At 64.8% G+C, this 25,274-nt stretch carries 24 protein-coding genes and 2 pseudogenes; 12 read left to right on the top strand and 14 right to left on the bottom strand.

Annotated elements, in window-relative coordinates; translation table 11 throughout:
• Positions 1 to 87: 87 nt before the first annotated feature.
• From C6C15_RS10955 to C6C15_RS10970, 4 genes are all read left to right on the top strand, one after another.
• Complete coding sequence (locus C6C15_RS10955) at positions 88 to 2,199, top strand: site-specific DNA-methyltransferase (RefSeq protein ID WP_105950092.1); 2,112 nt, start codon at positions 88 to 90, stop codon at positions 2,197 to 2,199.
• Positions 2,199 to 4,751, top strand: a complete 2,553-nt coding sequence (locus tag C6C15_RS10960; RefSeq protein WP_105950093.1) for a DEAD/DEAH box helicase — start codon at positions 2,199 to 2,201, stop codon at positions 4,749 to 4,751. The genes C6C15_RS10955 and C6C15_RS10960 overlap by 1 nt, the downstream gene beginning before the upstream one ends.
• A 103-nt stretch (positions 4,752 to 4,854) precedes the next feature.
• Positions 4,855 to 5,265, top strand: coding sequence for a hypothetical protein (locus C6C15_RS10965; protein WP_126892903.1), 411 nt, complete (start codon positions 4,855 to 4,857; stop codon positions 5,263 to 5,265).
• Positions 5,266 to 5,269: 4 nt separating this feature from the next.
• Positions 5,270 to 5,470: a hypothetical protein gene (locus C6C15_RS10970; RefSeq protein ID WP_105950095.1), complete on the top strand. Its 201-nt coding sequence runs from the start codon at positions 5,270 to 5,272 to the stop codon at positions 5,468 to 5,470.
• 809 nt (positions 5,471 to 6,279) lie between these two features.
• Here the strand turns inward: C6C15_RS10970 and C6C15_RS10975 are convergent.
• The 7 genes and pseudogenes from C6C15_RS10975 to C6C15_RS11005 form a co-directional block, all read right to left on the bottom strand.
• Positions 6,280 to 6,564 (bottom strand): SDR family oxidoreductase, encoded by a 285-nt coding sequence (locus C6C15_RS10975; RefSeq protein ID WP_199787651.1) that lies wholly within the window; start codon positions 6,562 to 6,564, stop codon positions 6,280 to 6,282.
• A 49-nt stretch (positions 6,565 to 6,613) separates the two neighbouring features.
• Positions 6,614 to 7,162, bottom strand: a complete 549-nt coding sequence (locus tag C6C15_RS10980; protein WP_105950096.1) for a DUF488 domain-containing protein — start codon at positions 7,160 to 7,162, stop codon at positions 6,614 to 6,616.
• 70 nt (positions 7,163 to 7,232) lie between these two features.
• The gene (locus tag C6C15_RS10985) at positions 7,233 to 8,057 is read right to left on the bottom strand and encodes an IS3 family transposase (RefSeq protein WP_234024242.1); all 825 of its coding nucleotides are present in this window, start codon (positions 8,055 to 8,057) and stop codon (positions 7,233 to 7,235) included.
• Between the two features lie 47 nt (positions 8,058 to 8,104).
• A complete protein-coding gene (locus tag C6C15_RS10990; RefSeq protein ID WP_158698552.1) occupies positions 8,105 to 8,389 on the bottom strand; it encodes a transposase in 285 nt (94 codons plus the stop codon).
• Positions 8,390 to 8,811: 422 nt separating this feature from the next.
• Positions 8,812 to 8,889, bottom strand: a pseudogene (locus C6C15_RS10995) (antibiotic biosynthesis monooxygenase); the annotation flags it as partial.
• An 82-nt stretch (positions 8,890 to 8,971) separates the two neighbouring features.
• Positions 8,972 to 9,358 carry a GlcG/HbpS family heme-binding protein gene (locus tag C6C15_RS11000; RefSeq protein ID WP_234024130.1) on the bottom strand — a complete coding sequence of 129 codons (387 nt, stop codon included), beginning with the start codon at positions 9,356 to 9,358 and terminating at the stop codon, positions 8,972 to 8,974.
• 154 nt (positions 9,359 to 9,512) lie between these two features.
• A complete protein-coding gene (locus C6C15_RS11005) occupies positions 9,513 to 9,824 on the bottom strand; it encodes a putative quinol monooxygenase (RefSeq protein WP_105950100.1) in 312 nt (103 codons plus the stop codon).
• A 107-nt stretch (positions 9,825 to 9,931) separates the two neighbouring features.
• Here C6C15_RS11005 and C6C15_RS11010 point away from each other — a divergent pair, with 107 nt between their 5' ends.
• Positions 9,932 to 10,873, top strand: coding sequence for a GlxA family transcriptional regulator (locus tag C6C15_RS11010; RefSeq protein WP_105950101.1), 942 nt, complete (start codon positions 9,932 to 9,934; stop codon positions 10,871 to 10,873).
• Between the two features lie 557 nt (positions 10,874 to 11,430).
• On the opposite strand, the gene C6C15_RS17115 is transcribed toward C6C15_RS11010, so the two are convergent.
• Both C6C15_RS17115 and C6C15_RS11020 read right to left on the bottom strand, forming a co-directional pair.
• Complete coding sequence (locus C6C15_RS17115; RefSeq protein WP_126892901.1) at positions 11,431 to 11,691, bottom strand: transposase; 261 nt, start codon at positions 11,689 to 11,691, stop codon at positions 11,431 to 11,433.
• Between the two features lie 154 nt (positions 11,692 to 11,845).
• Positions 11,846 to 14,512, bottom strand: coding sequence for an excinuclease ABC subunit UvrA (locus C6C15_RS11020; RefSeq protein ID WP_105950103.1), 2,667 nt, complete (start codon positions 14,510 to 14,512; stop codon positions 11,846 to 11,848).
• A gap of 25 nt (positions 14,513 to 14,537) precedes the next feature.
• On the opposite strand from C6C15_RS11020, the gene C6C15_RS17480 reads away from it, so the two are divergent.
• On the top strand, positions 14,538 to 14,777 hold the full coding sequence (locus C6C15_RS17480; RefSeq protein ID WP_158698553.1) for a hypothetical protein: 240 nt from the start codon (positions 14,538 to 14,540) through the stop codon (positions 14,775 to 14,777).
• Between the two features lie 130 nt (positions 14,778 to 14,907).
• Here C6C15_RS17480 and C6C15_RS11025 read toward each other — a convergent pair whose 3' ends face one another.
• Positions 14,908 to 15,207, bottom strand: coding sequence for a hypothetical protein (locus tag C6C15_RS11025; RefSeq protein ID WP_105950104.1), 300 nt, complete (start codon positions 15,205 to 15,207; stop codon positions 14,908 to 14,910).
• A 246-nt stretch (positions 15,208 to 15,453) separates the two neighbouring features.
• Positions 15,454 to 16,053 carry a hypothetical protein gene (locus tag C6C15_RS11030; RefSeq protein ID WP_105950105.1) on the bottom strand — a complete coding sequence of 200 codons (600 nt, stop codon included), beginning with the start codon at positions 16,051 to 16,053 and terminating at the stop codon, positions 15,454 to 15,456.
• A gap of 273 nt (positions 16,054 to 16,326) precedes the next feature.
• Between C6C15_RS11030 and C6C15_RS11035 the strand changes: the two genes are divergently transcribed.
• From C6C15_RS11035 to C6C15_RS11055, 6 genes and pseudogenes are all read left to right on the top strand, one after another.
• Positions 16,327 to 17,298 carry a metallophosphoesterase gene (locus C6C15_RS11035; protein ID WP_234024131.1) on the top strand — a complete coding sequence of 324 codons (972 nt, stop codon included), beginning with the start codon at positions 16,327 to 16,329 and terminating at the stop codon, positions 17,296 to 17,298.
• A gap of 730 nt (positions 17,299 to 18,028) precedes the next feature.
• A pseudogene (locus C6C15_RS17340) lies at positions 18,029 to 18,180 on the top strand (IS3 family transposase); the annotation flags it as partial.
• 249 nt (positions 18,181 to 18,429) lie between these two features.
• Positions 18,430 to 19,158 carry a VIT1/CCC1 transporter family protein gene (locus C6C15_RS11040; RefSeq protein ID WP_105950107.1) on the top strand — a complete coding sequence of 243 codons (729 nt, stop codon included), beginning with the start codon at positions 18,430 to 18,432 and terminating at the stop codon, positions 19,156 to 19,158.
• A 73-nt stretch (positions 19,159 to 19,231) separates the two neighbouring features.
• Positions 19,232 to 20,641: a ferredoxin reductase family protein gene (locus tag C6C15_RS11045; RefSeq protein ID WP_105950108.1), complete on the top strand. Its 1,410-nt coding sequence runs from the start codon at positions 19,232 to 19,234 to the stop codon at positions 20,639 to 20,641.
• Between the two features lie 19 nt (positions 20,642 to 20,660).
• A complete protein-coding gene (locus C6C15_RS11050) occupies positions 20,661 to 21,116 on the top strand; it encodes an FMN-binding protein (RefSeq protein ID WP_105950109.1) in 456 nt (151 codons plus the stop codon).
• Positions 21,113 to 21,910, top strand: coding sequence for an FAD:protein FMN transferase (locus C6C15_RS11055; RefSeq protein ID WP_105950110.1), 798 nt, complete (start codon positions 21,113 to 21,115; stop codon positions 21,908 to 21,910). The genes C6C15_RS11050 and C6C15_RS11055 overlap by 4 nt, the downstream gene beginning before the upstream one ends.
• Here the strand turns inward: C6C15_RS11055 and C6C15_RS11060 are convergent.
• The 3 genes from C6C15_RS11060 to C6C15_RS11070 all read right to left on the bottom strand — a co-directional run bounded on the left by C6C15_RS11060 (position 21,882) and on the right by C6C15_RS11070 (position 24,887).
• Positions 21,882 to 22,865: a sensor histidine kinase gene (locus C6C15_RS11060; RefSeq protein WP_105950111.1), complete on the bottom strand. Its 984-nt coding sequence runs from the start codon at positions 22,863 to 22,865 to the stop codon at positions 21,882 to 21,884. The two genes, C6C15_RS11055 and C6C15_RS11060, sit on opposite strands and share 29 nt — an antisense overlap.
• Entirely contained in the window at positions 22,862 to 23,536 is a 675-nt protein-coding gene (locus C6C15_RS11065; RefSeq protein ID WP_105950112.1) for a response regulator transcription factor, read from the bottom strand. The genes C6C15_RS11060 and C6C15_RS11065 overlap by 4 nt, the downstream gene beginning before the upstream one ends.
• 100 nt (positions 23,537 to 23,636) lie before the next feature.
• A complete protein-coding gene (locus C6C15_RS11070) occupies positions 23,637 to 24,887 on the bottom strand; it encodes a sodium:proton exchanger (protein WP_199787652.1) in 1,251 nt (416 codons plus the stop codon).
• Positions 24,888 to 25,274: the final 387 nt, after the last annotated feature.

A 25,274-nucleotide genomic window follows, 5' to 3' on the forward strand; every position in this document is an offset into this window, starting at 1 on the left:
GCTGTTGAGTAGGCTGAGATCGAGTCCGTGCCACTCGCGCACACGCGAGAACGGACTCGTTCTTGTCCTGCCAGAAGGAGCCCGCCCATGTCGCGCTTGTCGGACCTGCTGCGCACCGTCAATCAACTCGATCCGCAGCTCGCTAAGGACCTCGACAGCGAGATCCAGCCACTCCAGAAGCGTCTACCGTTCGGGCTCAACTTCGAGCGTCATGCGCCGGAGGCGGTGGAGCTTCCCGCGCACAAGATTCGCAAGATGAGCAAGGTTCGAGTGCTCCCTCCGAGAGGGGTGACGGGGCACGGCGACCAGCGCATCTGGACTGTCGATGGAATCAACGGAGAGACCGCCGACATCTCGACGCCGAACGGCGCGAAGATCGAGGCCGCCTCGGTGGCATTGGATGACCTGGTTCTCGTGGCCGAATTCCGTGACCGCATCTACCCCGGCCTGCGCCCCGACGGGACCATCGAGCGCGGCGGCAATAAGCCGTTCCATACGGTCATCAATGGCGAGAACTTCCACGTCCTGGAGCAGCTCACGTTCACGCACGAGAAGTCCGTGGATGCGATCTACATCGACCCGCCCTACAACACAGGATCGCGCGACTGGAAGTACAACAACGATTACGTCGAGGGCGACGACCTGTACCGGCATTCGAAGTGGCTGGCGTTCATGGAGCGGAGGCTGAAGCTCGCCAAGCGGCTCCTGAAGCCCGCGAGCTCCGTGTTGATAGTCACGATCGACGAGAAGGAGTACTTGCGCCTTGGCCTGCTACTGGAGCAGACGTTTCCCGAAGCGCGTATCCAGATGGTGACGAGCGTCATCAGTAGTCAAGGCTCAGTGCGTGACGGAATGTTCAGTCGGTCTGACGAATACATCTTCTTCGTGTTCATGGGGCAGATGGCAGCCGCCCGCACGACTGACGACATGCTGAACGAAGGCCAATCCGAGAGCAAGTCTCAGGTGTGGTTTCAATACGTTCGGACTGGCAAGGGGAACTTGAGGGCAGACTCGCCCAACTTGTTCTTCCCGATTTTTGTAGAGGAAGCAACCGGACGCATTGTTCGGGTAGGGGCGCCGATTCCGCTTGGGACGAGTGTCGAGACGGTGCCAGTCCCAGCGGGTGAGGTCGCGGTATGGCCGAAGACCGCCACGGGCGCGGAAGCTCGCTGGCGCACAGGGGTCGAGGTCGCGCGACGGCGGGTCGAGAAAGGGCTGATCAGAGCCACCAAGTCCCAGCGACGGGGACGAGGCTACTCGATCATGACGGTGAACCAGGGCACCGAGGATCAGATCGAAAAGGGCGAACTCAGTGTGACCGGCCGCAACCCTTTGACTGGCGCAGCCATCATAGACACGTCGATGGTGTCTCGTGATCGTGCAGCAAAGACAACTTGGAACAGGGTCTCTCATAATGCGGGATGGCATGGCTCGAAGCTCGTTGCGGGCCTTCTGCCGGGTCGTTCATTCCCATACCCGAAGAGCCTCTACGCAGTGGAGGATGCCCTGAGGTTCTTTCTATCCGACAAACCAAACGCGGTCATTCTCGACTTCTTCGCTGGTTCCGGGACGACAGCTCACGCTGTCATGCGCTTGAACAAGCAGGACGGCGGCCGCCGTCAGTGCATCTCGGTGACGAACAACGAAGTCTCGGCCGACGAACAGGCCGCTCTGCGCAGGAAGGGCGTGCGGCCTGGCGATCCCGAGTGGGAGAAGCTGGGCATCTGCGACTACATCACGAAGCCGCGCATCCGCGCCGCGATCACGGGCGAGACGCCCGACGGCGCCCCGATCAAGGGCGACTACAAGTTCGTCGACGAGTTCCCGATGGCTGAGGGGTTCGAGGAGAACGCCGCCTTCTTCACTCTGACGTACGAGTCGAAGTGGCTCGTCGGCGTGGACCGCGCGTTCGCGGCGATTGCTCCGATGCTGTGGCTACGCGCCGGTGCGGTCGGCTCTCGCATCGACTGGATCGAAGGCGGATGGGCGATCGCTGACAGCTACGGCATCCTTCGCGACCTTGACCAGGCCGCCGAGTTTGTCGAGGCACTGCGCGGGAAAGGCGGCATTCGGATCGTGTACGTCGTCACGGACGACGAGGGGCGGTACCAGCAGGTCGCCGACGAGATCCGCGGCGTCGAAACCGTCCGCCTATATGAAGACTACCTCCGCAACTGCGAGATGACGGGGGACTTCTGATGCGCTTCACGCTGAAGGACTACCAAGCAGACGCGGTCGGTGACACGCTGCGCGAACTGACCTCTGCGCGGGACTTCTACCGCAGCGCGAGCAGGCGAGTCTCGTCGGTGGCGCTGACGGCTACGACGGGCGCCGGTAAGACGGTCATGGCTGCGGCCGTGATCGAGTCGCTGTTCTGGGGCAGCGACGACTTCAGCATCGCGCCGGACCCCGGCGCCGTCGTGCTGTGGTTCAGCGACGACCCGGCGCTGAACCAGCAGACCAAGCATCGGCTGGAACAAGCGTCGGACCGCCTGCGCAACCGTCTCGTCACGGTCGAGCACCCGTTCAGATACCAGAAACTCCAGTCGGGCAACGTCTACTTTCTGAACACCTCGAAGCTGTCGAAGAACAGCCTGCTCGTGCGGGGCCGCGACGACTCCAACACCCTGCCTGGCTTCGACTCGCATGCAGACACAGTGCCGTTCACGTTCTGGGACACCCTGCGGAACACGATCGAGGACAACGACCTCACGCTCTACATGGTGCTTGACGAAGCACATCGGGGCATGGGCAAACGCCCGTCGGAGACGCCGACCATCGTGAAGCGCCTCATCAACGGCCACAATGACGTGCCGCCGGTGCCGATCGTCTGGGGCATCTCGGCGACTGTGCAGCGGTTCGAGGCTGCAATGAGCGAAGCCGAGGTGCAATCGAATCGTGTGCACCTCGCGACGGTGCAGGTGGACCCTGTGCGTATCCAGGAGTCGGGTCTACTGAAGGACGACATCGTGCTCGACTTTCCCGCGGAGACGGGTGATTTCAATACAGTGCTGCTGCGCCGGGGCGTCCGGAAGGTGAAAGGAATTTCTGCGGCCTGGACGGCGTACGCGAACGATCAGAACGAGGAGCCCGTCAGGCCCCTCATGGTGCTTCAGGTGCCGAACAAGCCGTCGCCGACGGAGGTCGCCTCGGCTATCGACGTGATCCGTGACGAGTGGCCTGAACTGGAGGCGGACGCGATCGCCCACGTCTTTGGCGAGCACACTGCGCAGACGTTCGGCTCGCACAGCGTGCCTTACATCTCCCCGGAGCGCGTGCAGGACGCCTCCTACGTCCGTGTGCTGCTTGCCAAGGACGCCATCAGCACGGGCTGGGACTGCCCGCGCGCTGAGGTCATGGTCTCGTTCCGCCCAGCGAGGGACGAGACGCACATCACGCAGCTTCTCGGCCGGATGATCCGTACACCGCTCGCCAGGCGTATCGAGGGCGACGACCTGCTCAACAGCGTCGAGTGCATCCTGCCGAAATTCAACAAGGCGACGGCCAGCCTCGTGCTGGAGCGGATCATGGGCAACGACCTGACCACGGGCGGCGGGACGGGACAGCGTGTCCTCGTCGACCCACAGGTCATGACGCCGAACCAGGCCGTCCCGGACGAGGTCTGGGAATTGTTCCAAGCCTTGCCTGCCGAGACACTGCCTCGCAAGCATGCGAACCCGATCAAGCGACTCACTTCGCTGGCACACGCGCTCGCGGCTGACCGGCTGCTAGCTGACGCGGGGAAGCTCGCCCACGAGCGCCTCCACGGTGTTCTGAACGGACTCTCGGCTCAGTATGCAAACGACCTGACGAAGGCGCTCAAAGACGTTCAGACGGTTGCTGGCGGCACCGTTCGCGGACAAGCACGCCACGGGCTCCGCCAGGACGAGTCGTGGACGGAGTACGCGGACGACCGCGCCATCCAGGACGCATATCGCACAGGCGCGCGGTCGATCACGCCAGACATCGCCCGTACCTACGTCGAACATCTCGCCGCGGACGCTGAGGACGAGGACGCCTACCGCGACGCGAACGTCCGAGTCGCAGCCCTCGCTATGCTGCCGCAGACCCGTCCCGCGCTCGATACCGAGGCCGACCGCATCGCACACGAGTGGCTCGGCAAGTACCGTGTCGCGATCAAAGACCTCTCCGAGTCAAGGCAGAGCCTCTACGCAGAGATCACCGCCATGAGCACGGACCCTCAGCTCATCTCAATGGCGTTGCCGAAGAACCGCCAGGAGGAGACGAAACGCGTCACCGGCGACTCCGAACAGCTCCTTGAACGACGGGCACTGCACTTGTTGGCCGACGACGAGGGCATGTTCCCGGTCGGGAAGCTGAACCCCGACGAGATCGAGGTGCTGGACGCCGAGATGTCGAGGGGCGGGGCTCTGGCCTGGTATCGGAACCCAACAGGCGGCCGCGATTCGATGAGCATCGCCTACCAGGACCGTCACGGCGAATGGCGCACACTGCGCCCCGACTTCCTCTTCTTCGCCAACGGCGAAGACGGAGTGCGAGCGAGCATCGTGGATCCCCACGGCCACTGGCTCCCGGACGCGGCGTGGAAGCTACACGGCATGGCGAGGTTCGCCGAGGCCTACGGGGACCAGTTCCACAGGATTGAGGCAATCAGCCGGATAGACGGGAAGCTCAGAGTGCTCGACTTGAAGCTCGCCGACGTGCGCGCGAAGGTGCTGAACGAATCCGACGCGCGGTTCGCCTACGACCGCGCCGCCGTGGACTATTGAGCGCAGGATCGTCTGCCACTCGTAGTCGTTACTCACCGGCTGAGATCGCGAATCAATGTCGTTGGTAACCGAGAATCTCAACCACAGGGACGGGGCGTGAGCGATGACAGATCCTGAGGCAACGCAGATGCCGATCTACAGTCAGGCGGAGGCATTCGCGAAGCGGCCTGGAATGTACATTGGACGGCCAATCCGAATCGACCGAGTGATGATCTTTCTGCACGGCTACGAGGTCGCGATCTTCCACGTCCGCTTGGCGCGCTTCCCCGAGATCGCCAAGGTGCACCAGTCGGGCGGTCCACTGTCACAGTTCCGCGCTCAGATGCGGGATGAAGGACGGTTGCGATGGGACAGCGTGGAGCTCACTGCGGTGGCCGAAGCAATCGGCTGGACAGGTGAAGAACCGCCCGTGCTAGATGATCTGACCGAAGAACAGCACCACGCCGCGATCTGGCGTCTTGTACCCCTGCTGGAGCGAATGTTTACATTGCCTGCTGCCGTCGTTGAATCTTGATGCGATGAGCGAACCAAAAATTGAGAACGATCTCGCCCTAATCGAGAAGGCCCAGCAGCTCGCCGGACACTTCCCTGACGCCGACGCACTCGACCGCGCCCGCCGCATCCTCAACGGCAGCACCACCCCGGCCGAGGCATACGCCGAGCTGGACGAGAAGTACGGGTCGAACGTCGAGGACGGGCGAAAGAAGTACGTCCGATGACACGCCCTGCTCAGCGTCAGCGCCCTAACGCCTCCCGAGGTCGCGCGAGCACATTCTGACTGGCCCGAGCTGTTCGAGGGACTCAGCGCTGAGCAAGTAAACGCCGTGCGCACAGTGCTAAGCATCCGGCTGCGCAGCGGGCAGAACCTGGACTACGGCACAGTGCGAGAGCTTGCGGTCCACGCACAGACCTGCCCGTTAGTTCACGCGTAGCACGCCTGCCTCATCCCTTCGAAGGTGCGTCAGCCTCTTCCGGTGGAACGGAGAACTATGGGGTAACAGTTCTCGCCTGGGTATGTCACTTCCACCAGTAGACCACAATCCCCTGCTCGTTCGTCTCTTCATCCCCTTCCCTGATCAACCGTTTTTCTTCGCCTTCCGGCAGACAGAGATAAAACGGAGGCGGAGCGCGCAGCGCGCGCAATGTCGAGCGATATAAGCCCGTAGGGCGCGTTCGAGATTGTAGGAACGGAGTCGCGGGAGCCGACGTATTCTCGACAGCCGGAAAGGTCAAAGAAACAGAGCTTCTGCTGCGCCGTGTCAGCGGCTCCTTCGCGCGTTCGCGCGCTCGTCGTTTGGTTTTCCACGGGATCACCGGATGGGGAGTTCCGTGCCGTCGATCGGGGGGCGGTTGCAGGCGCCCGCGCCGCCGCACAACTCCATGCCGTAGAGGGCGTAGAACGCCTCCGGGTTGACGAAGTTCGCGTAGACGCCCGGGGCCCCTTCCGGCCTGCGAGAGAACCAGCGTGTCGAGCTGGGCGTTGGTGTTGTGCCTCCCGTCCGTCACCGGTCGCGCCGCGACCCGCGTGTCAGCCGTTCTTCGCGGCCAGTCGGTCCGTCTCGCTGTCGTTCCGCCACCCGGCGGTCGCGCCGCCGTCGACGCTGTAGTTCTGTCCGGTCACCCAAGAGGACTCGTCGGAGGCCAGGTAGAGCGCCATGTACGCGATGTCCTCGCCCGTGCCGGGGCGTTGAATGAGCGCGTTGCCGACCTGCCAGGCCTTGCCCTCCGCGTCCACCGCCTTGTCCGTCGCCGGGGTGCTGACGATCGGCGCTTCCGACCCGCCGTAGTGCAGTGTGCCCATGGTGGACGACATCCATTCTCGGAATGACAACTCGGTCACATCGGCGAGAGGCTCGCTATGCCTACGGTTGCCCTTCCAGGTTAGTGGGCGGGTACCAGACCCGCTGCCCGTCCACCGACGCGAACGACGTGAGTGTGTGGGGTTTGGTGGAGGTGGCGCTCATGATGTCCTTCACAGAAATGTGGCGAACGAGCAGCGCATCCGCGATGAGAGACCGGTGGCAGCGCCACGGGACCGCTTCCGCGCACATGATCGCCACAATCTTCTCTTTTGCTCGATCGATCAGACGGTCTATTCCACGCGCGAAGGGCTCGGTTTGCATGTAGTCGGCGTAGCTTCGGAAGCTTTTGTTGCGCCAGGCGCCGTTGATGCTCTCCACATTCACTGGGGTGTGGCGGAGACCGCCGAGTTCTTCCATCCGCGCATAGTGCAGGCCTGCGTGCGTCAGGCTTTCCTCAAGCGCCTGCGCGCCGAATTGCGGGTTATGTCGGGAGCCGGGAACCGTCCGCACATCGATGAGTTGTTGCACGCCGTTGTTTTCGAGCAGCGCTATGAACTCCTCGATCGGGTGTGTGGAGTGACCGATGGTGAACACTGTCGAGGGTTGCATCCTGCTCCTGAACGGTTGCGAGCGGTCGGTGGAGCCTGACCCGGTTTCCCGGACGGTTTCTCTGTGTTGATCATGCCGCGGTTGCGGCGGGGTTGTGAAGTCGTTCGAACTCCACGGGGCTGAGGTTGCCGAGCGCGGTGTGCGGGCGGGTGGGGTTGTAGAAGCCCTCGATCCACTCGAATATCGCCGACGACAGCTCGGTCCGGGATGTCCAGGTTGAGCGGTCGAGGAGCTCGCGTTGCATCGTGGACCAGAAGGACTCGATGAGCGCGTTATCGACCGATGAGGCGACTCGCCCCATCGAGCCGAGCAGTCCGGCTTGCCTGAGTCGGTGGCCGAAGAGCCACGACGTGTGTTGCGCTCCTCGGTCGGCGTGGACCACGGTGCCAGGCTCGGGTCGGCGGCGCCAGCGAGCCATTTCGAGCGCGTCAACGACGATCTCCGCGGTGATTCTGTCTGAGATCGACCAGCCGACGACGCGGCGGGAGAACGCGTCGATCACTGCGGCGCAGTAAACCCACCCGTCTTTCGCGCGATGCTGCGTGATGTCACAGAACCAGAGCCGGTTCGGCTCGTGCGCGCGGAACTGTCGCTTCACGAGGTCCTCGTGCGTCGCCGTGTCCGGCTTCCAGCCTCGTCGTTTGCGTCGATGAGACACCCCGGTCAGGCCATCCAGGCGCATCACCCGGGCGACGCGCTTCTTGCCCACGTGGACACCGAGCCCGAGCCGCAGCTCGGCCAGCACCCGCGGGGCACCATAGGTGCCGCGCGAATCGCGGTGAACCCGCCGGATCGTCGCCGGGGGCGCCCTATCAGCGATCGTCCGCGGCGATGGCGGACGCGACGCCCACTCGTAGTATCCCGAGGTCGACACCCTGAGGAACCGGCAGGCCACCGCGACGGGAACCCCATCCGCGGCAAGCTCCTGGACCAACCGGAACCCTATTTTGGGAGTACGTTCTCCCGAGCGAGATAGGCGCTGGCGCGCTTGAGGATCTCATTCTCCATCTCCAGCACGCGGTTGCGGCGACGCAGCTCGACCAGCTCCATATGCTCGTCGGTCGTGATCCCGGCCTTGCGGCCGGAGTCGATCGCGTCGCGGTTTATCCAGTTCCGAAGGCACGACTCGCTGATCCCCAGATCACGAGCGGTCTGACCGACAGGGTTTCCCTGGGCGACCAGATCCAGGGCTCGACGCCGGAACTCCGGCGAGTGGGCAGCAGGCATCTCACGGGCTCCTTCCGAGACGATCATCGCCTCAACTCAGGTGTCCGGGAAACCGTGTCAGGCTCCCCCCACGCTCGGCGTTTGCGCAGGTCAGCGGCTCGTTCGCCCAGTGGGCACATCAAGCGATAGACGCAAAGCCGACGTGATGAGGTCGTCGGTTCGATTCCCACAGGGGGCTCCGGCGAACAGCCCCTGACCTGCGGAAACGCAGGGCAGGGGCTGTTCGGGTCTGGTGGTCGCGCGATGCGCTGGCCTCACGGCTCTGCCCGACACCGACGTCGCTCTCCTCTGCGACGGACCCCTCGCGGCCGGCATCCTGTCCGTGTGTCGATAGGCCTCGCACCGCTCGGCAACGCAGCGTGACGTTGCGTCGCGACCTGGCTACGGCTCGGAGGGGCGCGGTTGTCTCGTGCGTTGGCGGACTACGGGAGCTTGGACGCGAGGAGGTCGGCCGCCATGATCTCGGGTGCTGCGCCGAGGAGGTGCTGGTTGGCCGTCAGGTCCGAGCCGTGACCGGCTACGTCGACGACGCACGCATCCAGCCTCGTGCCGGCCGGGGGCCGGGTTCGGTGCGGGTCGGTCTCAGAAGGCGCTGGCGGCGGCTTCGGCGACGGCCTGGTCTTGGACGCCGGTTCCTCCGCTGACGCCGACGGCGCCGACGACCTGGCCGTCGCGCTCGAGCGGGATGCCACCGGCGAAGATCATCACCCGACCGTTGTTGGAGGCGTTGATGCCGTAGAACTGCTCACCGGGTTGGGCGAGGTCGCCGAGGTCTTTGGTGGCTGTGTCGAACGCTCGGGCCGTGAAAGCTTTGTTGATCGAGATGTCGATGCTGCCCAGCCACGCTCCGTCCATCCGTACGTGAGCGACGAGATTGCCGCCGGCATCGACGACGGCGATGTTACTGGGCTGACCCTGCGTGCTGGATTCAGCTTCTGCTGCCGCGATGACACGTTTGGCGTCGTCCAACGACAATGTAGGAATAGATGGCATCAATTGCTCCTTCGAATGTGGCGTGCGCTTTGTGGCTCGAGCCGCTCCATAGCCGCCCGTTGGTTTGCCTGTTGAGTTTGTGACCGGCAGCGCTCGTGTTGTGTTCGCGTTGCGGACGTGCGTTGGCGGACTACGGGAGCTTGGACGCGAGGACGTCGGCCGCCAGGATCTCGGGTGCTGCGCCGAGGAGGTGCTGGTTGGCCATCAGGGCTGCGACGATGGCGCCGTCGGCGTGGGCGTCGCGAGCGGCCTCGTCGGGGAATGCATCGAAGATCCAGAAGGTGTCGGCGTGGGTCCTGACCGCGAACCAGACAATCGTTCCTACTTCTTCGTTGGCGAGTGCGACAGCGCCGGCGAGCAGATCGGCGACCGCGTCGTGCTGTCCATCGGCCGCGACGATCTTGGCGACGAAGGCATACGGAAGTGATGCGGGTGTGGACATGAGGGACTCTCCTTGAAATCGGGGTTCTTCGTGGGACGAGTTCAGCGTATGACGAGCGAGGGCCGGTGGGGAGTGGCGTATACGGCAGTATTGCTATTGTTTACGTCATGCGTATTGGACTGATCGCGATCGACGGCTGCTTCGGTTCGGCTATCGCGTCGATCATCGACATCGTGCGGGTGGCCGAGGGTGCCCGCGGCGATGTCGACCCGCGGATCGACCCGATCGAACTCGCCATCCTCGGACCGAAACGGCGAGTGACCACGACGGCATCGATGACCCTGTCGGTGGACCACCCGCTGTCGGAGTCCGGAGAGTTCGACGTGGTCGTTGTCCCTGCGCTTGGAACCCTTACGGCCGCCGCTACCAACGACGCCCTCCAGAGCCGAGATGCTCGTTCGGTCATCGCCTCGCTCGGGCGCCTCGACGAGGCGACCACCCGGATCGCCGCGGCGTGCACCGGCGTGTTCGCCGTCGCCGAGACCGGACGGATGCATCATCGGCGGGCGACGACCAGCTGGTTCCTGGGGCCGGAGTTCCTGAAGCGCTATCCGACCGTCGCCCTCGATCTCGACACCATGGTCGTGACCGACGGGAACCTCGTCACCGCCGGCGCCGCGTTCGCCCACATCGACCTCGCGCTCTCACTCGTGCGATCGATCAGCCCCGACCTGGCCCAACATGTCGCCAAGCTCCTCATCATCGACGAGCGCCCGTCGCAGGCGGCCTTCGTCGCTTACGAACATCTCCGGCACGAGGACTCGATCGTCGTCGAGTTCGAACGCTTCGTGCGCGCCCGCCTGGACGAACCGTTCAACGTCGCCTTCGTCGCGCAGTCACTTGGCACCAGCCGGCGCACCCTCGAAAGACGAGTCCGTGCGGCGCTCAACCTGACTCCGCTCGGCTTCGTCCAACGGCTTCGCATCGAACGAGCTCGGCACCTCTCAGCAACCACGGACCTCACCTCCGCCGAGATCGCGCTACGAGTCGGCTACGCGAACGCCGAGACTCTGCGCTCCCTCCTGCGTAGGGAGCGACACCGTTCCTGACCTATCGCCATGCCTGTAGCCGGTGTGCCAGTGCTCGACTGGAATCACCTCTCAGCACGTCGCGTCGACGCTCCTGCGTCGCCCCCTGAACGACCCACTCGACACGCCCGCAGCACAGGCCATGTGACGTGTCCCGGCTTCCCGGACGGTCGGAGTTGGGTGGCTGCGATGTCGCTGCGTTCTCGTCGAGAGCATCAGCAGACCCGATCAGAGTCGATTGGGATAGGACGCGAAGGCGGTCAGGTCAGGGCGGCCGAAGCCGGCCGGCGGGGTAGCGTCGGACACGTCGAGGTCTTTCGGATGGATGGCGTAGGAACCTCCATCGTCGGGAGACCTCGACGTCTATCCCGGGACCGCCACGCCAACGCCAACTACACCCTCATCTGGGAAGAGCCCGTTTACGGCACCTTCACCGGGCATTTTTGCGGGACAGTCTTACGGGAATCGAAGGCTTAGGTAGTTGCTGGGTTCTGGTCGTTCACCCGGATGGTCCGCACCTGTACCGGTGGACGACCGGCTATCGGGACAGCGGAAGCGGTGTGCGCGGGGCAGACCCGTCAGGAGCGGTCGAGTTCCTTCGCGAAGAACACGCTCGCGGCCTTGAAGACTTCGTTCGCCTTGCGCAGCTCAGCGTTCTCACCCCGCAGGCGCTTGTTTTCCTCGGCAACATCGGTGGGCACACCGGGACGCTGCCCGCCGTCGACTTCGCGACGGCGATGCCACACCCGCAACGTCTCCGCGCTCATACCAAGAAGCCCAGCGACATGGCGCACCGCGGTTATGAGATTCGGATGCGAGGGCTTCGCCTCGTCCAGCATCCGCAACGCCTTCTCCCGCATCTCGGGCGACTACTTCTGATTCATCAATTCCATCCTTGCTTGAAGAACGGAACGGAACGAAACCCAGAGCGATTCACCTTACCCGGCCAACGACGCACCCTCGACGTCTACACCCCCATCTGCAAAGAGCCGGTTATGCCCCTGACGTCAGCGTCGCGGCCTCGGCGAGGGCGGCGGCGAGATACGGTGCTGAAGCGCTGTTTCTCGACGCGGCGACCTCTGCTGGCGTTCCGGACGCGACCACTGTGCCGCCGTCGTCACCGGCTCCCGGCCCGAGATCGATGACGTAGTCGGCTGCGCCGACCACCCGCATGTCGAGTTCCACCATCACGACCGTGTTGCCCGCATCGACGAGAGTCTGAAGGTGGGTAACTAGACGGTCTGCGTCGGCACAGTGCAATCCGGAGGTCGGCTCATCGAGCACATACAGAGTGTCGCCGCGCTGCGCTCGTTGCAGTTCGGTGGCCAGCTTCACACGCTGCGCCTCCCCACCGGAGAGCTCTGTGGCCGGCTGTCCCAAGCGCAGATAACCGAGCCCGACATCAACCAGCGAGGTGAGTGAGCGCATCACGTCGTACTCGCCGGCGAAGAACTCGTGAGCCTCTTCGACGCTCATCGCGAGGATTTCCGCGATGTTGCGCCCTCGCCAGGTGATCTCCAGGGTGCTCGATTGATAGCGGGTGCCATGGCAGTCGGGACACACGGTGTAGACCGAGGGCAGGAAGAGCAGCTCGACCATCACGGAGCCTTCACCCTCACAGGTCGGGCAACGGCCGCCTGCGACATTGAAGGAGAACCGACCGGGCTTGTATCCGCGTGTCCGAGCTTCCGGCGTCTCGGCGAACCGGCGCCGCACATGATCGAAGAGTCCTGTGTAGGTCGCGACGTTGGAGCGGGGCGTGCGGCCGATGGGTTTCTGGTCGATGCTCACCACACGCCGGACCGTCGTGAGGTCGCCCTCGACCGACCCTCCGAGTTCATCGGACTCGTCAGTGAGGAGCAGGGTGTCGGCCTCTGCGTTGTCCTCCTCGATGCGACGGGTGTCTCCTTGCCTGGCGCCGATGAGGGCTGGCAGGACTTGACTGACAAGGCTGGACTTCCCCGACCCTGACACGCCAGTGACAGCCGTGAGCGTTCCGAGCGGTAGCGCCACAGATACGTCCCGCAGGTTGTTGCGGGTGACGTGCTCCAGCTGCAACCAGTCGTGGGCGGCACGGGGCTGGTGCGGTGGGAGGCCGCTGCCTCCGAAGATGTATCCGCGCGTCACCGACTCGTCGACCTCCGCGAGCCCGTCCGTGGGGCCGCTGTAGATCACGCGCCCGCCGCGTTCCCCGGCTCCGGGGCCGATGTCGACGAGCCAGTCCGCGTGCCGCATGACGTCGACGGAGTGTTCCACGACGAAGAGGCTGTTGCCGCGCTGCTTGAGGCCGTCGAGGATACCCAGCAGCGCGGTGACGTCGTGCGGATGGAGACCGGCTGACGGTTCGTCGAGGACGTAGACGACACCGAACAGTTCCGACGTGAGTTGCGTGGCGAGTCGAAGTCGTTGCAGTTCCCCCCCGGACAGTGTCGGCGTCGTACGGCTCAGCGAGAGGTAGCCGAGTCCGAGGTCGATGATGGGGCGCAGGCGGTCCAGCAGCTCGGCACCGAGGCGGGCTGCCGCGGCGCGCTTCTCGGCGGACCGATTCGGCGTGCGACGGACATCGGGTGCAGCGGAGTGCGCAGACCCGCCTGCAGCGACGCGTTGGGCGACGGCCTCGCGCCTGGTCTCGACGTCTATCGTTGCGCCGGAGGTCTCGTCCTCGAGGTCGGATTCGGCGACGACGGGCACGAGAAGTTCTGCCAATTCACGCAGTGGCAAGGCTGAGAAGTCGGCGATGTCCAGTCCTTCGAACGTGACCGTCAGCGCTTCGGGCTTGAGCTTCTTCCCCTGGCACACCGGGCACACCGCTGCGCTCATGAACTGGGCTACGCGGCGCTTCATCGACGCGCTCTTCGTGTTTGCGAAAGTGTCGAGCACGTATCGTCGCGCGCCGACGAACGTGCCTGAGTAGCTCGGTTCGATCCCCGCTTGGATCGCCCGTCGAGCCTCAGCGAGCGTGAGTCGCGAGTGAACCGGGACGAACGGAGTCTCGTCGGTGTAGAGGATCCAGTCCCGATCCTTCTTCGGCAGATCTTTCCACGGCACATCCACGTCATAGCCGAGCGCGACCAGCACATCGCGCAGCTGGTGGCCGTGCCAGGCGGTCGGCCACGATGCGATGGCGCGTTCCCGGATGGTGAGTGAAGGATCGGGGACCATCCGCTCCTCGGTCACCGCGTACACTCTGCCAATGCCGTGGCACTCGGGGCACGCGCCCTGCACGGTGTTCGCGGAGAAGTCCTCGGCGTAGAGCATCGGCTGACCATCTGGGTATGCACCTGCTCGCGAATAGAGCATCCGAACCACACTCGACAGCGTGGTGATGCTGCCTACAGAGGAGCGCGCGCTGCGCCCTCCGCGCTGCTGCTGCAAGGCGACTGCGGGCGGCATCCCAGTGATGGAGTCGACGTCGGGGACACCCGCCTGGTCGATCAGTCGCCGCGCGTACGGGGCAACTGACTCTAAGTAGCGCCGCTGCGACTCCGCGTACAACGTGCCGAAAGCCAAGGAGGACTTCCCGGATCCGGACACGCCCGTGAACACGACCATCGCGTCACGCGGAACCGTGAGATCGACGTCCTTGAGGTTGTGTTCCCGGGCACCACGCACCCGGACATCGGGCTGGACGTGGGGGGACGCTGAGGAAAGGTGATCCATTTCGGAACTGTACCAAGCGGCTCTCGTGGTAAGCAGGTTCATCGACCGTGGGAGGCAAGATGATGCGGCTGTCTACCGGCTCTTCAAGGTTCGTGGTGAAGGGCGCTTCGTCGGCATCGTCTTTACCAACACGTTCGAGGATTCCCTCCCCTCTACGGGAGCAGATGGGGCAACAGCGATACTCGCGCTGCTTCTTGGTCTCGGCATCCTTGGCGGGGGCGCCTGGCTGGTGACGACAAGTAGGAGGAGACGTCTCACGCGATGAAGAACCTCCCCACCGTCGCCGCCGGACGGAGATCACCGCGGTAGGTCCCTGTCGTCGATCTCACGCCAACCGCATCCGGCTCACTAGGTGGGCGTCTGTCCTGAATGCTCCTTGTAGAACCTCCGGGTTATCACTCAGTTACCGCAGCCCTACACCGAAAATCGACGACGATGGCGATCCTTGCTGGCGTCAAGAGCCACAAAACACATCGCGGATGTTCGACGTGCGGCGGACTCCTCCGCTCCTTGACTTTGTCGATGGCCACGGCACTGAGAATCAGTGCAGGCACGCCAAGCACGCTCCGCATGCTGCCCTGGAGCAGCACCACGTTCAGCTTGGGCGCGAGCTCCAGCAGCCGCAGGATTGTCTGGACACCGGCGTCCAGTTGGGCGATGTTCGGTGCCCGGTTGATGTACCAGGAACTCGGCACACTTGTGCATGCACGAGGAACCCGGGAAGTTCGTCGTCAGTCTTATGAATCTGGCGCTGCCGCACGCCGCACGCCGCACGGGCATGGTCATGGAGTTCACAGACGTACACGCTCCGAGCGTCACCCGCACACCACGAATCAACCTTTAGCAACACGCTCTAGTGGCGGTGGCTAATGGGCCCGAGATGGTCGACACGCCGGAGACGAGGCCGCGTAGAGCTGGGCGACAAGCAGCCGACTACCGGGTCAGAAGGCGACTTCGCCCGCCGGGGTAGCGCCGGCACCCTTTCCGCTCTCCTCCAGGTACCGTGCGTAATCCTCTTCGGGGTCGTACCGGTTCGGGTGGCCGTCGCCCCACAGTTCGTACTTCGTCTCGATCCTGCCGGGCGGGAATGAAGGCCAGCTCCAGTCTTCGCCGCGTGCGTGTGCCCACACCGCAGTTTCCAAGGCGGCGCGCGCGAAGTCGATGGCGGCGAGGACCGAGTCTACGAAGGCACTCCAGCGGTCTCGGTTCGAAGTGGGCCAGCCCCCGGATTCTTCGTCCCAGGAGCGATCTCGGTCTGTGTAGGAGATGCGCTGCGTCGAGAAGGTGGCGAGCTGCGACGCCCAGTCGGCCGGCAATCCCCGGGGAATGCGGAAGTGGATGGTTGCGTACTCGTCCGTCTCGTTGGTAAGTACGCGAACGCCGTAGCCGTCCCAGGTACCGATGACATAGCGAGTGCATGCGAGATGCGAGTAAAGAGGCGACGGGTCGATGTCTCGCACGTACTCGTCAGTGGTGGGGCGGGGGAAGTCCGGCAGTTCGATGTCTGACTGCGGCGTAGTCGAGGCGTGGATGTTAGTCATAAGCAGCTTTCTCTGAGTGGTTTGGACGCCTCCCTATGCGCGACAACATCGAGCCGGCAAGGCTCAGCTGTAGGTCGTCAAGCACGCGTGTTGAGACACCCGCGTTGGACAGAGCTCGCGTCGAGAATCGCCGAACGGAGGACAACACTCCATGCGAACAGACTCGACGCATGTTTGCTTGAGATGCTTGCAGGATCGCCCGGTGCACGGCCGTGGTGCTCGCCGCTGAACGGAGTCGGGATGAGATTGTCTGAACACACAGAAAGGATCTCTTTGCCCGATCGGCGCGTCGCGGTGTGCGGCGACTGGCACGGCAATGCAGATTGGGCTCGTGTGGTCGCCCGGGCACTCCCGTCGCTGGCACCCGATGTGACGACGCTGCTGCACCTAGGGGATTGGCAGATGTCGCCGCGCGAGGTCGACGCGATCTTCGCCGACACGAACATCGACCGCTTCTACGTGGTCCTCGGGAATCACGACGACTACGGTCAGATCACTCCGCTGCTCGATCGACATCCCGGGGAAGCCGTAAGGGTATCCGAGCTCACCTGGATCCTCCCACGGCCAGCCCGCCTCACCATCGGCGGACGCTCTGTTCTGGCGCTTGGCGGCGCCGCGTCCGTCGATCGCGAGTCCCGCCAAGAAGGGCGGACCTGGTGGCCAGATGAGACGATCACCGATGACCACGTCGCGACAGCTGTCGCCGGTGGGCGGGCGGATCTGATGCTTACCCACGAGTCGCCGGCCAACAACCCCGTCCGCGCCGTTCGCCAGGTCTTGCGCACAAACCCGCACCGGTTTCCGAGGATGGCACTCGAGGCTTCCGCAGCATCACGCGCGCGCGTGAGCGAAGTCTGGGACGCTGTGCACCCGGAGCTTCTCATTCACGGGCACATGCATATCGCAGGAGGCGGACAGACCGATGATGGACGGCGGGTCGCTAGCCTCGGACGCGACGGCCACGAGTGGAACCTCGGGATCCTCGACATGCAGAACCTTCGGATGGCAACGCCGAGTCTCGCCGTCCTCCGCGGACTGGCGAACGACCAAGCTCCCCGCCTCACTCGTGCGCAGCGAATCAACGGCGCCGCAGAAGCCCTGCACTCGGGTGTCTTGGACGGACTCAAGCCGACGCCTCGTGCCCTCCGTGACGCCCAGGACTACGTCGACGGTGTCCGCAGTCTCGAGGAGATACTCGAAGAGGTCCGCCGCCGCCATACTCGAACCCGCCACGATGAGCCTTGACCGAGGAGAAGCCCCTCGCTTCAGGTGCGACCCTGCGCGGGCTAGCTGCAAGCATTCAGCTAGTCGCAGTCGCCACGCGAACAGCATCGACGCTGTTTCCCTCGACGGACGGCCGCAAGTATGTCTGTCGCTGTGCCAACCGTTTTGGTCAGGCTTATACATCGCGACTGTATAAGCCTGCGCCACGGCTCCCGCCGCATCCACCCTCCCCGCTATACGGCACCGCTGGGTGAGAGGCCATCTCCTGTTGCTTCAGCGGGAGGGCGGGAGCGGCAAGGTTCGAGCAGCGTCGAGCACGCATTCGACGGACCAGCAATCCTCCCTGACGAGTCTCTCTGGAGACGAGTGAACGCCTGGGCGTGAAGGTCTGACGAAAGCTCCAGTGCACGAGCAGCCCATCGCGGGACGAAGGCTATGTTCGCCGTGCTTCAGGCGACGAGGAAGAGCGAGCCGACGCTCGCGGCCGTCGAGATGAGTAGTCCGCCCGCGGCGGTCAAAAAGTCGCGCCGAGTCGAGTTGAGCACTCGTACGCCGCAAGAAGGCTTTGTTGTCGTAGGTAGGACGTGTGAGCCCATGTTCGGCGCAAATCGCGTCCCACTTCTCGTCCCTACCGATGAAGAGAACCATTGACGAGGGGTCGCCGGGAGGTGCGAGTTGTCCTCGAACTCGGCCTTCGCGAGCTCTTCCATCTTGCCGATCCGCGCCTGGGCATGATCGAACTCCTTGCGCGCGCCGATGGGCCCCCGGCAACGACTTCCGCCTCGCCATCGTAACCTGAAGCGAACGGACCTACTACCGGCGCCGTCGACAGCGAGCCCTCGGCAAGTTGCGCCCGTCGAATTCGAAGCCATCATGACCACACAGGCCGCATCCGCGGCCTAACACGAAGAGTCACCAAGACCCTCGGCAGTCCCACGGAGCTTCGATCAGACCGGGAGCTCGTCGTACAGCACAATCCACCCGCGGCTCAACGCTTCGGGACAACGGGGGCTGGCACTGGACGCTCCCCATTGACCTGAAGCTTCAGATCACGCCAGCGTTCCAAAGCGAGCCCAGTTGCGGTTTTGTATTGGATCCGCGATCATCTTGAATCAGTCTGCGAAACCAGTCGAAGGATGCTTAGCTAACGCCATGGACGACAACGCGCCTGAGGGCGCCCACCGCAACGAGCCTCACTCTGGCGATCTCGGTGGGCGATTGAACTGGCTGCGGGCAGGCGTACTTGGCGCCAACGATGGCATCGTTTCGGTTGCGTCGCTCGTCGTGGGCGTCGCCGGGGCGACGACGGATTTCGCGCCTCTGGTGACGGCGGGTATCGCAGGGCTGGTCGGTGGGGCGGTCTCGATGGCGCTGGGCGAGTACGTCTCGGTCAGCAGTCAGAGCGATAGCCAGCGGGCGCTGATCGCGAAAGAACGCCAGGAGCTGGTCGATGATCCCGCTGCGGAGCTCGAAGAGCTCACCGGTATCTACCAGGCGAAGGGGCTCACTCCCGAGACAGCACGCAAGGTCGCGGAAGAACTGACCGCCCACGACGTCCTCACCGCGCACCTGGAAGCAGAGCTCGGAATGACCGAAGACCACGTGGTGAGCCCGTGGGCTGCCGCTGGAGCGTCGGCTCTTGCGTTCACTATCGGTGGGTTGCTCCCGTTGCTGGCGATCTTGCTGCCGCCCGTCGACCTGCGCGTCCCGATCACGTTCATCGTTGTCCTGCTCGCGCTGGCGCTGACGGGGTTCGTGAGCGCGAGGATCGGCGGGAACCCTGCGGTCCGGCCGACGGTTAGGGTCGTGGTCGGCGGGGCGCTCGCTCTCGCCGCGACGTTCGCACTCGGGTCGCTTCTCGGAACGACCGGCGTTGCCTGAGAATCACCTATGACAGCTTCAGGTGCACAGCTTTCTTAAAGCTCTCTCAGAGGGCCGCGTGGACGATGGCGTCATGAGCACCCTCCGCACCGCCTCAACGTTCACGCCGACCTTGCGTGTATCGAAGCCCCGGGTCGCCACTTCGTGGTGGCGGGTCGCCGCACTCTGCGTGATCTGGGCGACGAGCTTGTTCGTCGTCGCACTGTGGGTGGCCGGGGGCGGGGTGACCGCCGTACTCAGTTTCTCTGCGGAGAGCGTGACCACTCTGGGACGGCTCTCCGGGCTTGTCGCAGCGAACCTGTTGCTCTATCAGGTGTTGTTGATGGCGAAGGTTCCGCTGTTCGAGCGGGGGTTTGGGCGTGAGGGGATCACGCGGTTTCATCGACAGGTCGGCTTCTGGTCGTTCTGGTTGATGGGTCTGCACATCCTGCTGCTGGTCATCGGGTACGCTGCGGCGGCGGGTGTGGGACTGTGGGATCAGCTGTGGAGTTTCGTCTGGGATTACCCGGGGATGCTGCTGGCAACTGCGGGAACCGGTCTGCTCGTGATGGTCGTGGTCACCTCGATCCGCCGTGCCCGCCGTCGCCTGCGGTACGAGTCATGGCATCTGCTACACCTGTACGCGTACCTGGGCGTCTTCCTCGCTCTGCCGCACCAGTTATGGACGGGAGCCGACTTCCTCGCATCAACACCGGCCACGATCTACTGGTGGTCGCTGTGGGCTATCGCAGCGGCAGCCGTCATGGTGTTCCGCGTCGTCGCACCGCTTGTCCGTTCCCATCGACACGCTCTCCGCGTCGACACCGTCGCACTCGATGGGGCAGCCGGTGTCACCGTGCGCATGTCCGGTCGGGACCTCCGTGCGCTGAAGGCACGGGCGGGCCAGTTCTTCGTGTGGCGGTTCTTGGATGGGCCAGGATGGATGCGAGGGCACCCTTTCTCCCTCTCGGCCGCTCCGGGCGACACCTACGCGCTTACGGCGCGCCTCGTCGGCGACGGCACGACACGACTCGCGTCGCTGCGTCCGGGCACCCGAGTGTTGGTGGAGGGTCCGTTCGGGGAGATGACCGGAGATCGCCGCAGCGGCCGGAAGCTCCTCATGATCGGTGCGGGAGCCGGAGTGGCCCCGCTCGTCGCGCTTCTCGAGGCGGAGCGATACGAGCCAGGTGACGCGGCCCTGGTCGTCCGGGACAGTGCGGACTCTGACGCTCTACTGCGGGAGCCGATCTCGTCGCTGATCCGTGAGCGCGGAGTGCGCCACTTCCCGCTCACCGGCCCCCGCGCGGGCGGCAACTCCCCGTGGCTGCCGGCCACCCACACCGCCTGGAATGGCCCCGATCTGCTCCGCTACATCGCCCCTGACCCGGACGAGTACGACGTCTACCTGTGCGGCCCCGACGGGTGGATGCGCGCACTACGAGAAGACCTCCAAGGCGCCGGCTTCACCGTCGACCGCATCCACTCCGAATCCTTCACTTCCTGAGCACCGAGGGAGCAACGCCATGAAGAAGATCATCTACGCACTCCTCGCGACACTGAGCGGGATCGTCCTCCTGTTCAGCTACCGCACCTCCCTCGACGCTGTTCCCCCCTCCGACATCGCCAGCCCCGCCAGCAGCACCACCCAGGGCACCAGCGGGTCGGCATCGACCACCACCGCCGGGACTACGACGGGGCTCGCGGACGGGACGTTCACCGGCGACACCACCCACACGCGCTACGGGCCCATCCAGGTGCAGATCACCGTGTCGGGAGGGAAGATCACCGACGCGCAAGCGCTCCAGTATCCCGACAGCAACGGTCGAGACCAACAGATCAACGCACACGCGATCCCGCTGCTGGTCTCCGAGACCGTCCAGGGCCAGAGCGCACACATCCAGATGGTGTCCGGCGCGACCTACACCAGCGACGGATACACGAGCTCGCTGCAGAGCGCTATCGATCAGGCACAACAATGACCACGCCAGACATCCACGTGCACGTGGAGCACATCATGGGCACCGCCATCAGCATCCACATCGTCGACCCGCGTGACGACGCTGCGGTCCGGGATGCGGTGCGGGCGTGCGTCTCGGAGCTCCGCGACATCGACCGCGTGTTCTCGCCCTACCGGGCCGAATCCGACATCAGCCGCATCCGGGCCGGTGACCTCCGCATCCAGGACGCTGACCCGCGCGTGGCAGAGGTCGCTGCCGCGTGCGCCGACTACGAACACGAGACCGGCGGGCTCTTCTCCGCATCTTGGCGGGGCGGGTTCGACCCCACCGGGTACGTCAAGGGGTGGGCGGTGGAACACGCGAGCAGACGACACCTCGCCCCTCTCCTCGTATGGTCACGGGCCGTCGGCATCAACGCCGGAGGAGACCTGCAACTGTTCACCGCACAGGGCTCGGACTGGGTCTGGGACGTGGGAATCGCAGACCCGTGTCGCCCCGGGAGCGTTGTCGCGACGATGCAGGTGACGAATGGTGCTGTGGCCACGTCCGGTCCCGCCGAACGTGGCAGGCACATCATTGATCCACGCACCGGTCACCGCGCGCACGGCATCGCCTCCGTCACCGTCGTCGCCGACACTCTCGCTCACGCAGACGTCTGGGCTACGGCCGCCATCGCCGCAGGCTCCTCCGACACCACCTGGATCGCCGCCTCCCGCACGAGGACCGGGCTGCTCGTCACGGATACTGGAGCCACCACACGGTGGATCGGGTCGACGCCCGTCGAGGTCACCTCGGCGTCGTCGTGGGCAGCGTAAGAAGGAACACTGTCCTTCCCGGGGACGTCGATTCGACGACAACGCTCCCTCCGGCGCGCTGTGCGACATCCCGCACCAGCGAGAGCCCGATCCCGAATCCGCGTCCACGGCCGCTGTCGGGAGAGCGAGCGAACCTCTCGAACACCTGAGCGGGGTCGATACCGGAGATCCCAGCCCCGTGGTCGGTCACACGTATCTCCACCCCGCTCGCCGACCGCCGTGCTGAGAGCTCGACCGAGCCGCCTGCCGGTGAGTGCGCGACCGCGTTATCCAGGAGTGCGACCAGAGCCCGCACGAGGGTCACCGGCAGCACCGGCACGACAGCGTCCACGACGTCGACGTCGATCCTCACAGCCGTGTCGTCCGCCAGGGAGCGGATCGCGGCTGTGGCGCCGCGAGCGGCGTCGGCGAGGACCGCTGATTCTCCGGCGAACGACTGTCCTTCTGCGGCGAGGAGCATGTCGGAGAGGACGTCGCGCATGCGATCCGCGTCTTCTCGCAGCTCGCGCGCCGTCGCGGTCACGTCCTCGCCGCGGTCCAGACGGCGCTGCAGGATCTGGATACGGCTCGTCAACGCCGTCAACGGCGTACGGAGCTCATGGCTCGCATCCGCGACGAACTGTCGTTGCCGCCGCAGAGCATCGCTCAACGGGAGTGCTGCTCGCCGCGCGGCGATACTCGCAACCACGGCCAGCAACAGCACCCCCACCGCACCGAGCAGGACCACGGCGGGCACGAGAACACTGATGTCGACGACGAAATCGTCCCCACCCGCACCCGGGAACCACCCGCCCTCGTGCCTCTCGCCCTCACGGCGCGACGACGACAGCACCACCGCGAGAAGAATCAGCACACCTCCGAGGACGATCACCCCGGACGAGACGCCCACCCAGACCGCGACGACCCGAGCCGCCCGCCGCACCTTCTCCGCATCCGGGTCTCTCTGCGCACTCATGACGGGTTCCCCGCACGATACCCGCGCGCTCTGACCGTCTCGATCATCTCCGGAGTCGTCTTCTTCCGCACATAGTGCACATACGTGTCCACGGAGCTCGCGGAATCACCGGCAGGGAACACCGCCCGGAGGATCTCCTCTCGACTGAACACATGGTCCGGACTCCCGCTGAGCACCTCCAGCAACGCGCTCTCCGTCGCCGTGAGCGTGATCCGGTACCCCGACGGGTCAAAGACCGCCTGTGCTGTCGGGGCGAAACTCCACTCACCGAGCTCGCGCCGCGCCCCACCCGACTGGAAAGCCCGCTGCAATGCGCGCAACCGCGCCAGGAGTTCCTCGTAGTCGAACGGCTTGACGAGATAGTCGTTCGCCCCACCGTCGAGCCCCGTGACCTTGTCGTCCACCGCGCCCAGGGCAGTCAGCATGAGTACCGGGGTCGTGATGTGCGCCGTGCGCACCGCGCGAACAAGATCGACACCGTCCATCCCCGGCAGCCGCCGGTCCACCACCATCAGGTCATACCGGGTACCCAGCGCCAAACGCAGGGCGACCTCGCCGTCGGACGCATGATCGACCCGATACGTCTCCGACAACACCTCGACCGTCATCGCCGCGATCAGTGGATCGTCCTCGACATACAGCACAGACGCGAGCTTCGAGGATCCCACCATGAGGTGATACTGCCACGCGCCACGGGCATCACGCTATGACTCACGACAAGCGCACAACGGAATCGAGCATCTCACTCACACAGCAGATGCCGTGCTCACGTCACTGCCAGGCAGCCGTCGGAGTCTCGCTGAGACGTTCCCGAGTAGGGGTGCGGCGGAACGGTGCCGTGAGAGTGGGCAGGATGTGTGCGCGGTGCGCGATGAGCATCCCCACGGCGATCAGCACCTGGATTGCTGAGAGGATGTAGCGGCCGGTGGTGTCGGTGACGAAGAACTGCACAGCGAAGATCGCTGCGAGGGCGACGGCCGAGCGCCAGTGGAAGCGCAGCGCGATGATGATCGCGACGCCCATGAGGGTCTGTGTGCCGGTGAGGACAAACTCTTCGATCTGGCGGGAGTCGAGTGGCAGGTCGCCTCCTCCGCCTCCGAAGAAGTGCGCGATGGGGAGGGATCCGACGAGCAGGCTCCACTGGTTGACCTTCGAGGCGATGAGGGTGCCGATGGCGGCGGCGCCCATGCCGCGCAGCGCGAAGAGCACGGCGATGATGAACTCGGGAGCCTCGGAGGCGAGTGGGGCGAGCCACTGGACGAGGAAGTAGCTGTCGATGCCGAGCGACGTCCCCGAATCCACGAGCGCGGTAGCGAACGGTTCGGCGCAGGCGAGGATGATCGCGGCCGACACGACGAACATCGAGATGACGGTGACGCGGCGGGCACGCGTCGGCATTCCGGCGATGTCGGCTGCCGCTCCGACGAACTCCTCTTCGCCGTCGTCTTCGACCCGGCTCGCGCGCCATAGGTACAGCACGAATCCGGTGATCAGGACGAGGCCGAACCAGATCGGGATGTTGCCCAGCAGCGGGATCGCGAATGCCAGCACCGCGAGGATGCCGAGGAATCCGACGTCGAGGCGCGCAGTCACGGGAAGGCCCAGACTCGACACCCGGCGCGTGTCGCCACGGCCAAGACCTCGATTGGCGACGATGAGGGCGACGATCACGACCAGCGGCCAGCCGAAGCCGAGCAGCAGCCGGTTGGACCCGGTCATGTTCGCGGCGGCGTACTGGGCGTAGTCGGGGTCCGAACCCGAGCGGAACGCGTAGTACAGGTCGACGGCGTACTCGGGGAGCACGGCGATCAGGGCGAGGATCGCAATCGCGAGGGCGCCGGAGATGTCCTTCTGCGCGGCTTCGGCGGCCCAGGCGAGCAGGAAGCTCGCAGCGACCACCGCGGCACCGAACACGAACAGGTCGACTACGGGGTTCGGGTGGAATGCGAGGATGCGGAACACAACGGCCGGGGCGGCAATCGTCAGGCACAACAGGATGCGGGAGATGAGGGCGCGAGGCATCGCGCTCTCCTTTCGGTCGGGCGCGACCGAAGAGACGACACAGCGGAGCTTCGGCCACACAGAGAGGCCGAAGGTCTCGCTCATCCCGGATCGGGACGGGGCACCGGACGATCTCCGTGAACGTCAGTATGTCGATGCACCCTCAGGCGCTACGGCCCGGAGCTACTCCCCTTCGATACCCCCAGTCTTCCGGCCGGCGAGCTTCGAACATGGCCGAGAGAACGGATTCGGAGCTTTTCGGGAGACCTGAAGCGGAATCGTAAGGCCGAAGCTAAGACACTTCTTATCTTTTCGCTGCGCCGAAAGCATGAGCGAGCGTTTCTCAAGCGCCACAGCCGGCGGCGCAGCCACTCAGAGCAACGGATGGCAGCATGACATGGCCTCGCC

The organism is Microbacterium sp. str. 'China' (assembly GCF_002993305.1).
Taxonomy (GTDB): domain Bacteria; phylum Actinomycetota; class Actinomycetes; order Actinomycetales; family Microbacteriaceae; genus Microbacterium; species Microbacterium paraoxydans.

Bases quoted from the DNA above. Each gene is read 5' to 3' on its own strand.
- C6C15_RS10980 (WP_105950096.1), bottom strand. From the start codon at position 7,162: ATGCAACCCTCGACAGTGTTCACCATCGGTCACTCCACACACCCGATC.
- C6C15_RS10960 (WP_105950093.1), top strand. From the start codon at position 2,199: ATGCGCTTCACGCTGAAGGACTACCAAGCAGACGCGGTCGGTGACACG.
- C6C15_RS11020 (WP_105950103.1), bottom strand. From the start codon at position 14,512: ATGGATCACCTTTCCTCAGCGTCCCCCCACGTCCAGCCCGATGTCCGG.
- C6C15_RS10955 (WP_105950092.1), top strand. From the start codon at position 88: ATGTCGCGCTTGTCGGACCTGCTGCGCACCGTCAATCAACTCGATCCG.
- C6C15_RS17115 (WP_126892901.1), bottom strand. From the start codon at position 11,691: ATGCTGGACGAGGCGAAGCCCTCGCATCCGAATCTCATAACCGCGGTG.
- C6C15_RS11060 (WP_105950111.1), bottom strand. From the start codon at position 22,865: ATGAGTGCGCAGAGAGACCCGGATGCGGAGAAGGTGCGGCGGGCGGCT.
- C6C15_RS11040 (WP_105950107.1), top strand. From the start codon at position 18,430: ATGGACGACAACGCGCCTGAGGGCGCCCACCGCAACGAGCCTCACTCT.
- C6C15_RS11070 (WP_199787652.1), bottom strand. From the start codon at position 24,887: ATGCCTCGCGCCCTCATCTCCCGCATCCTGTTGTGCCTGACGATTGCC.
- C6C15_RS11055 (WP_105950110.1), top strand. From the start codon at position 21,113: ATGACCACGCCAGACATCCACGTGCACGTGGAGCACATCATGGGCACC.
- C6C15_RS10975 (WP_199787651.1), bottom strand. From the start codon at position 6,564: ATGTCGTCCACCATGGGCACACTGCACTACGGCGGGTCGGAAGCGCCG.
- C6C15_RS10970 (WP_105950095.1), top strand. From the start codon at position 5,270: ATGAGCGAACCAAAAATTGAGAACGATCTCGCCCTAATCGAGAAGGCC.
- C6C15_RS10990 (WP_158698552.1), bottom strand. From the start codon at position 8,389: ATGCCTGCTGCCCACTCGCCGGAGTTCCGGCGTCGAGCCCTGGATCTG.
- C6C15_RS11010 (WP_105950101.1), top strand. From the start codon at position 9,932: ATGCGTATTGGACTGATCGCGATCGACGGCTGCTTCGGTTCGGCTATC.
- C6C15_RS10965 (WP_126892903.1), top strand. From the start codon at position 4,855: ATGACAGATCCTGAGGCAACGCAGATGCCGATCTACAGTCAGGCGGAG.
- C6C15_RS11005 (WP_105950100.1), bottom strand. From the start codon at position 9,824: ATGTCCACACCCGCATCACTTCCGTATGCCTTCGTCGCCAAGATCGTC.
- C6C15_RS11030 (WP_105950105.1), bottom strand. From the start codon at position 16,053: ATGACTAACATCCACGCCTCGACTACGCCGCAGTCAGACATCGAACTG.
- C6C15_RS11045 (WP_105950108.1), top strand. From the start codon at position 19,232: ATGAGCACCCTCCGCACCGCCTCAACGTTCACGCCGACCTTGCGTGTA.
- C6C15_RS11065 (WP_105950112.1), bottom strand. From the start codon at position 23,536: ATGGTGGGATCCTCGAAGCTCGCGTCTGTGCTGTATGTCGAGGACGAT.
- C6C15_RS11050 (WP_105950109.1), top strand. From the start codon at position 20,661: ATGAAGAAGATCATCTACGCACTCCTCGCGACACTGAGCGGGATCGTC.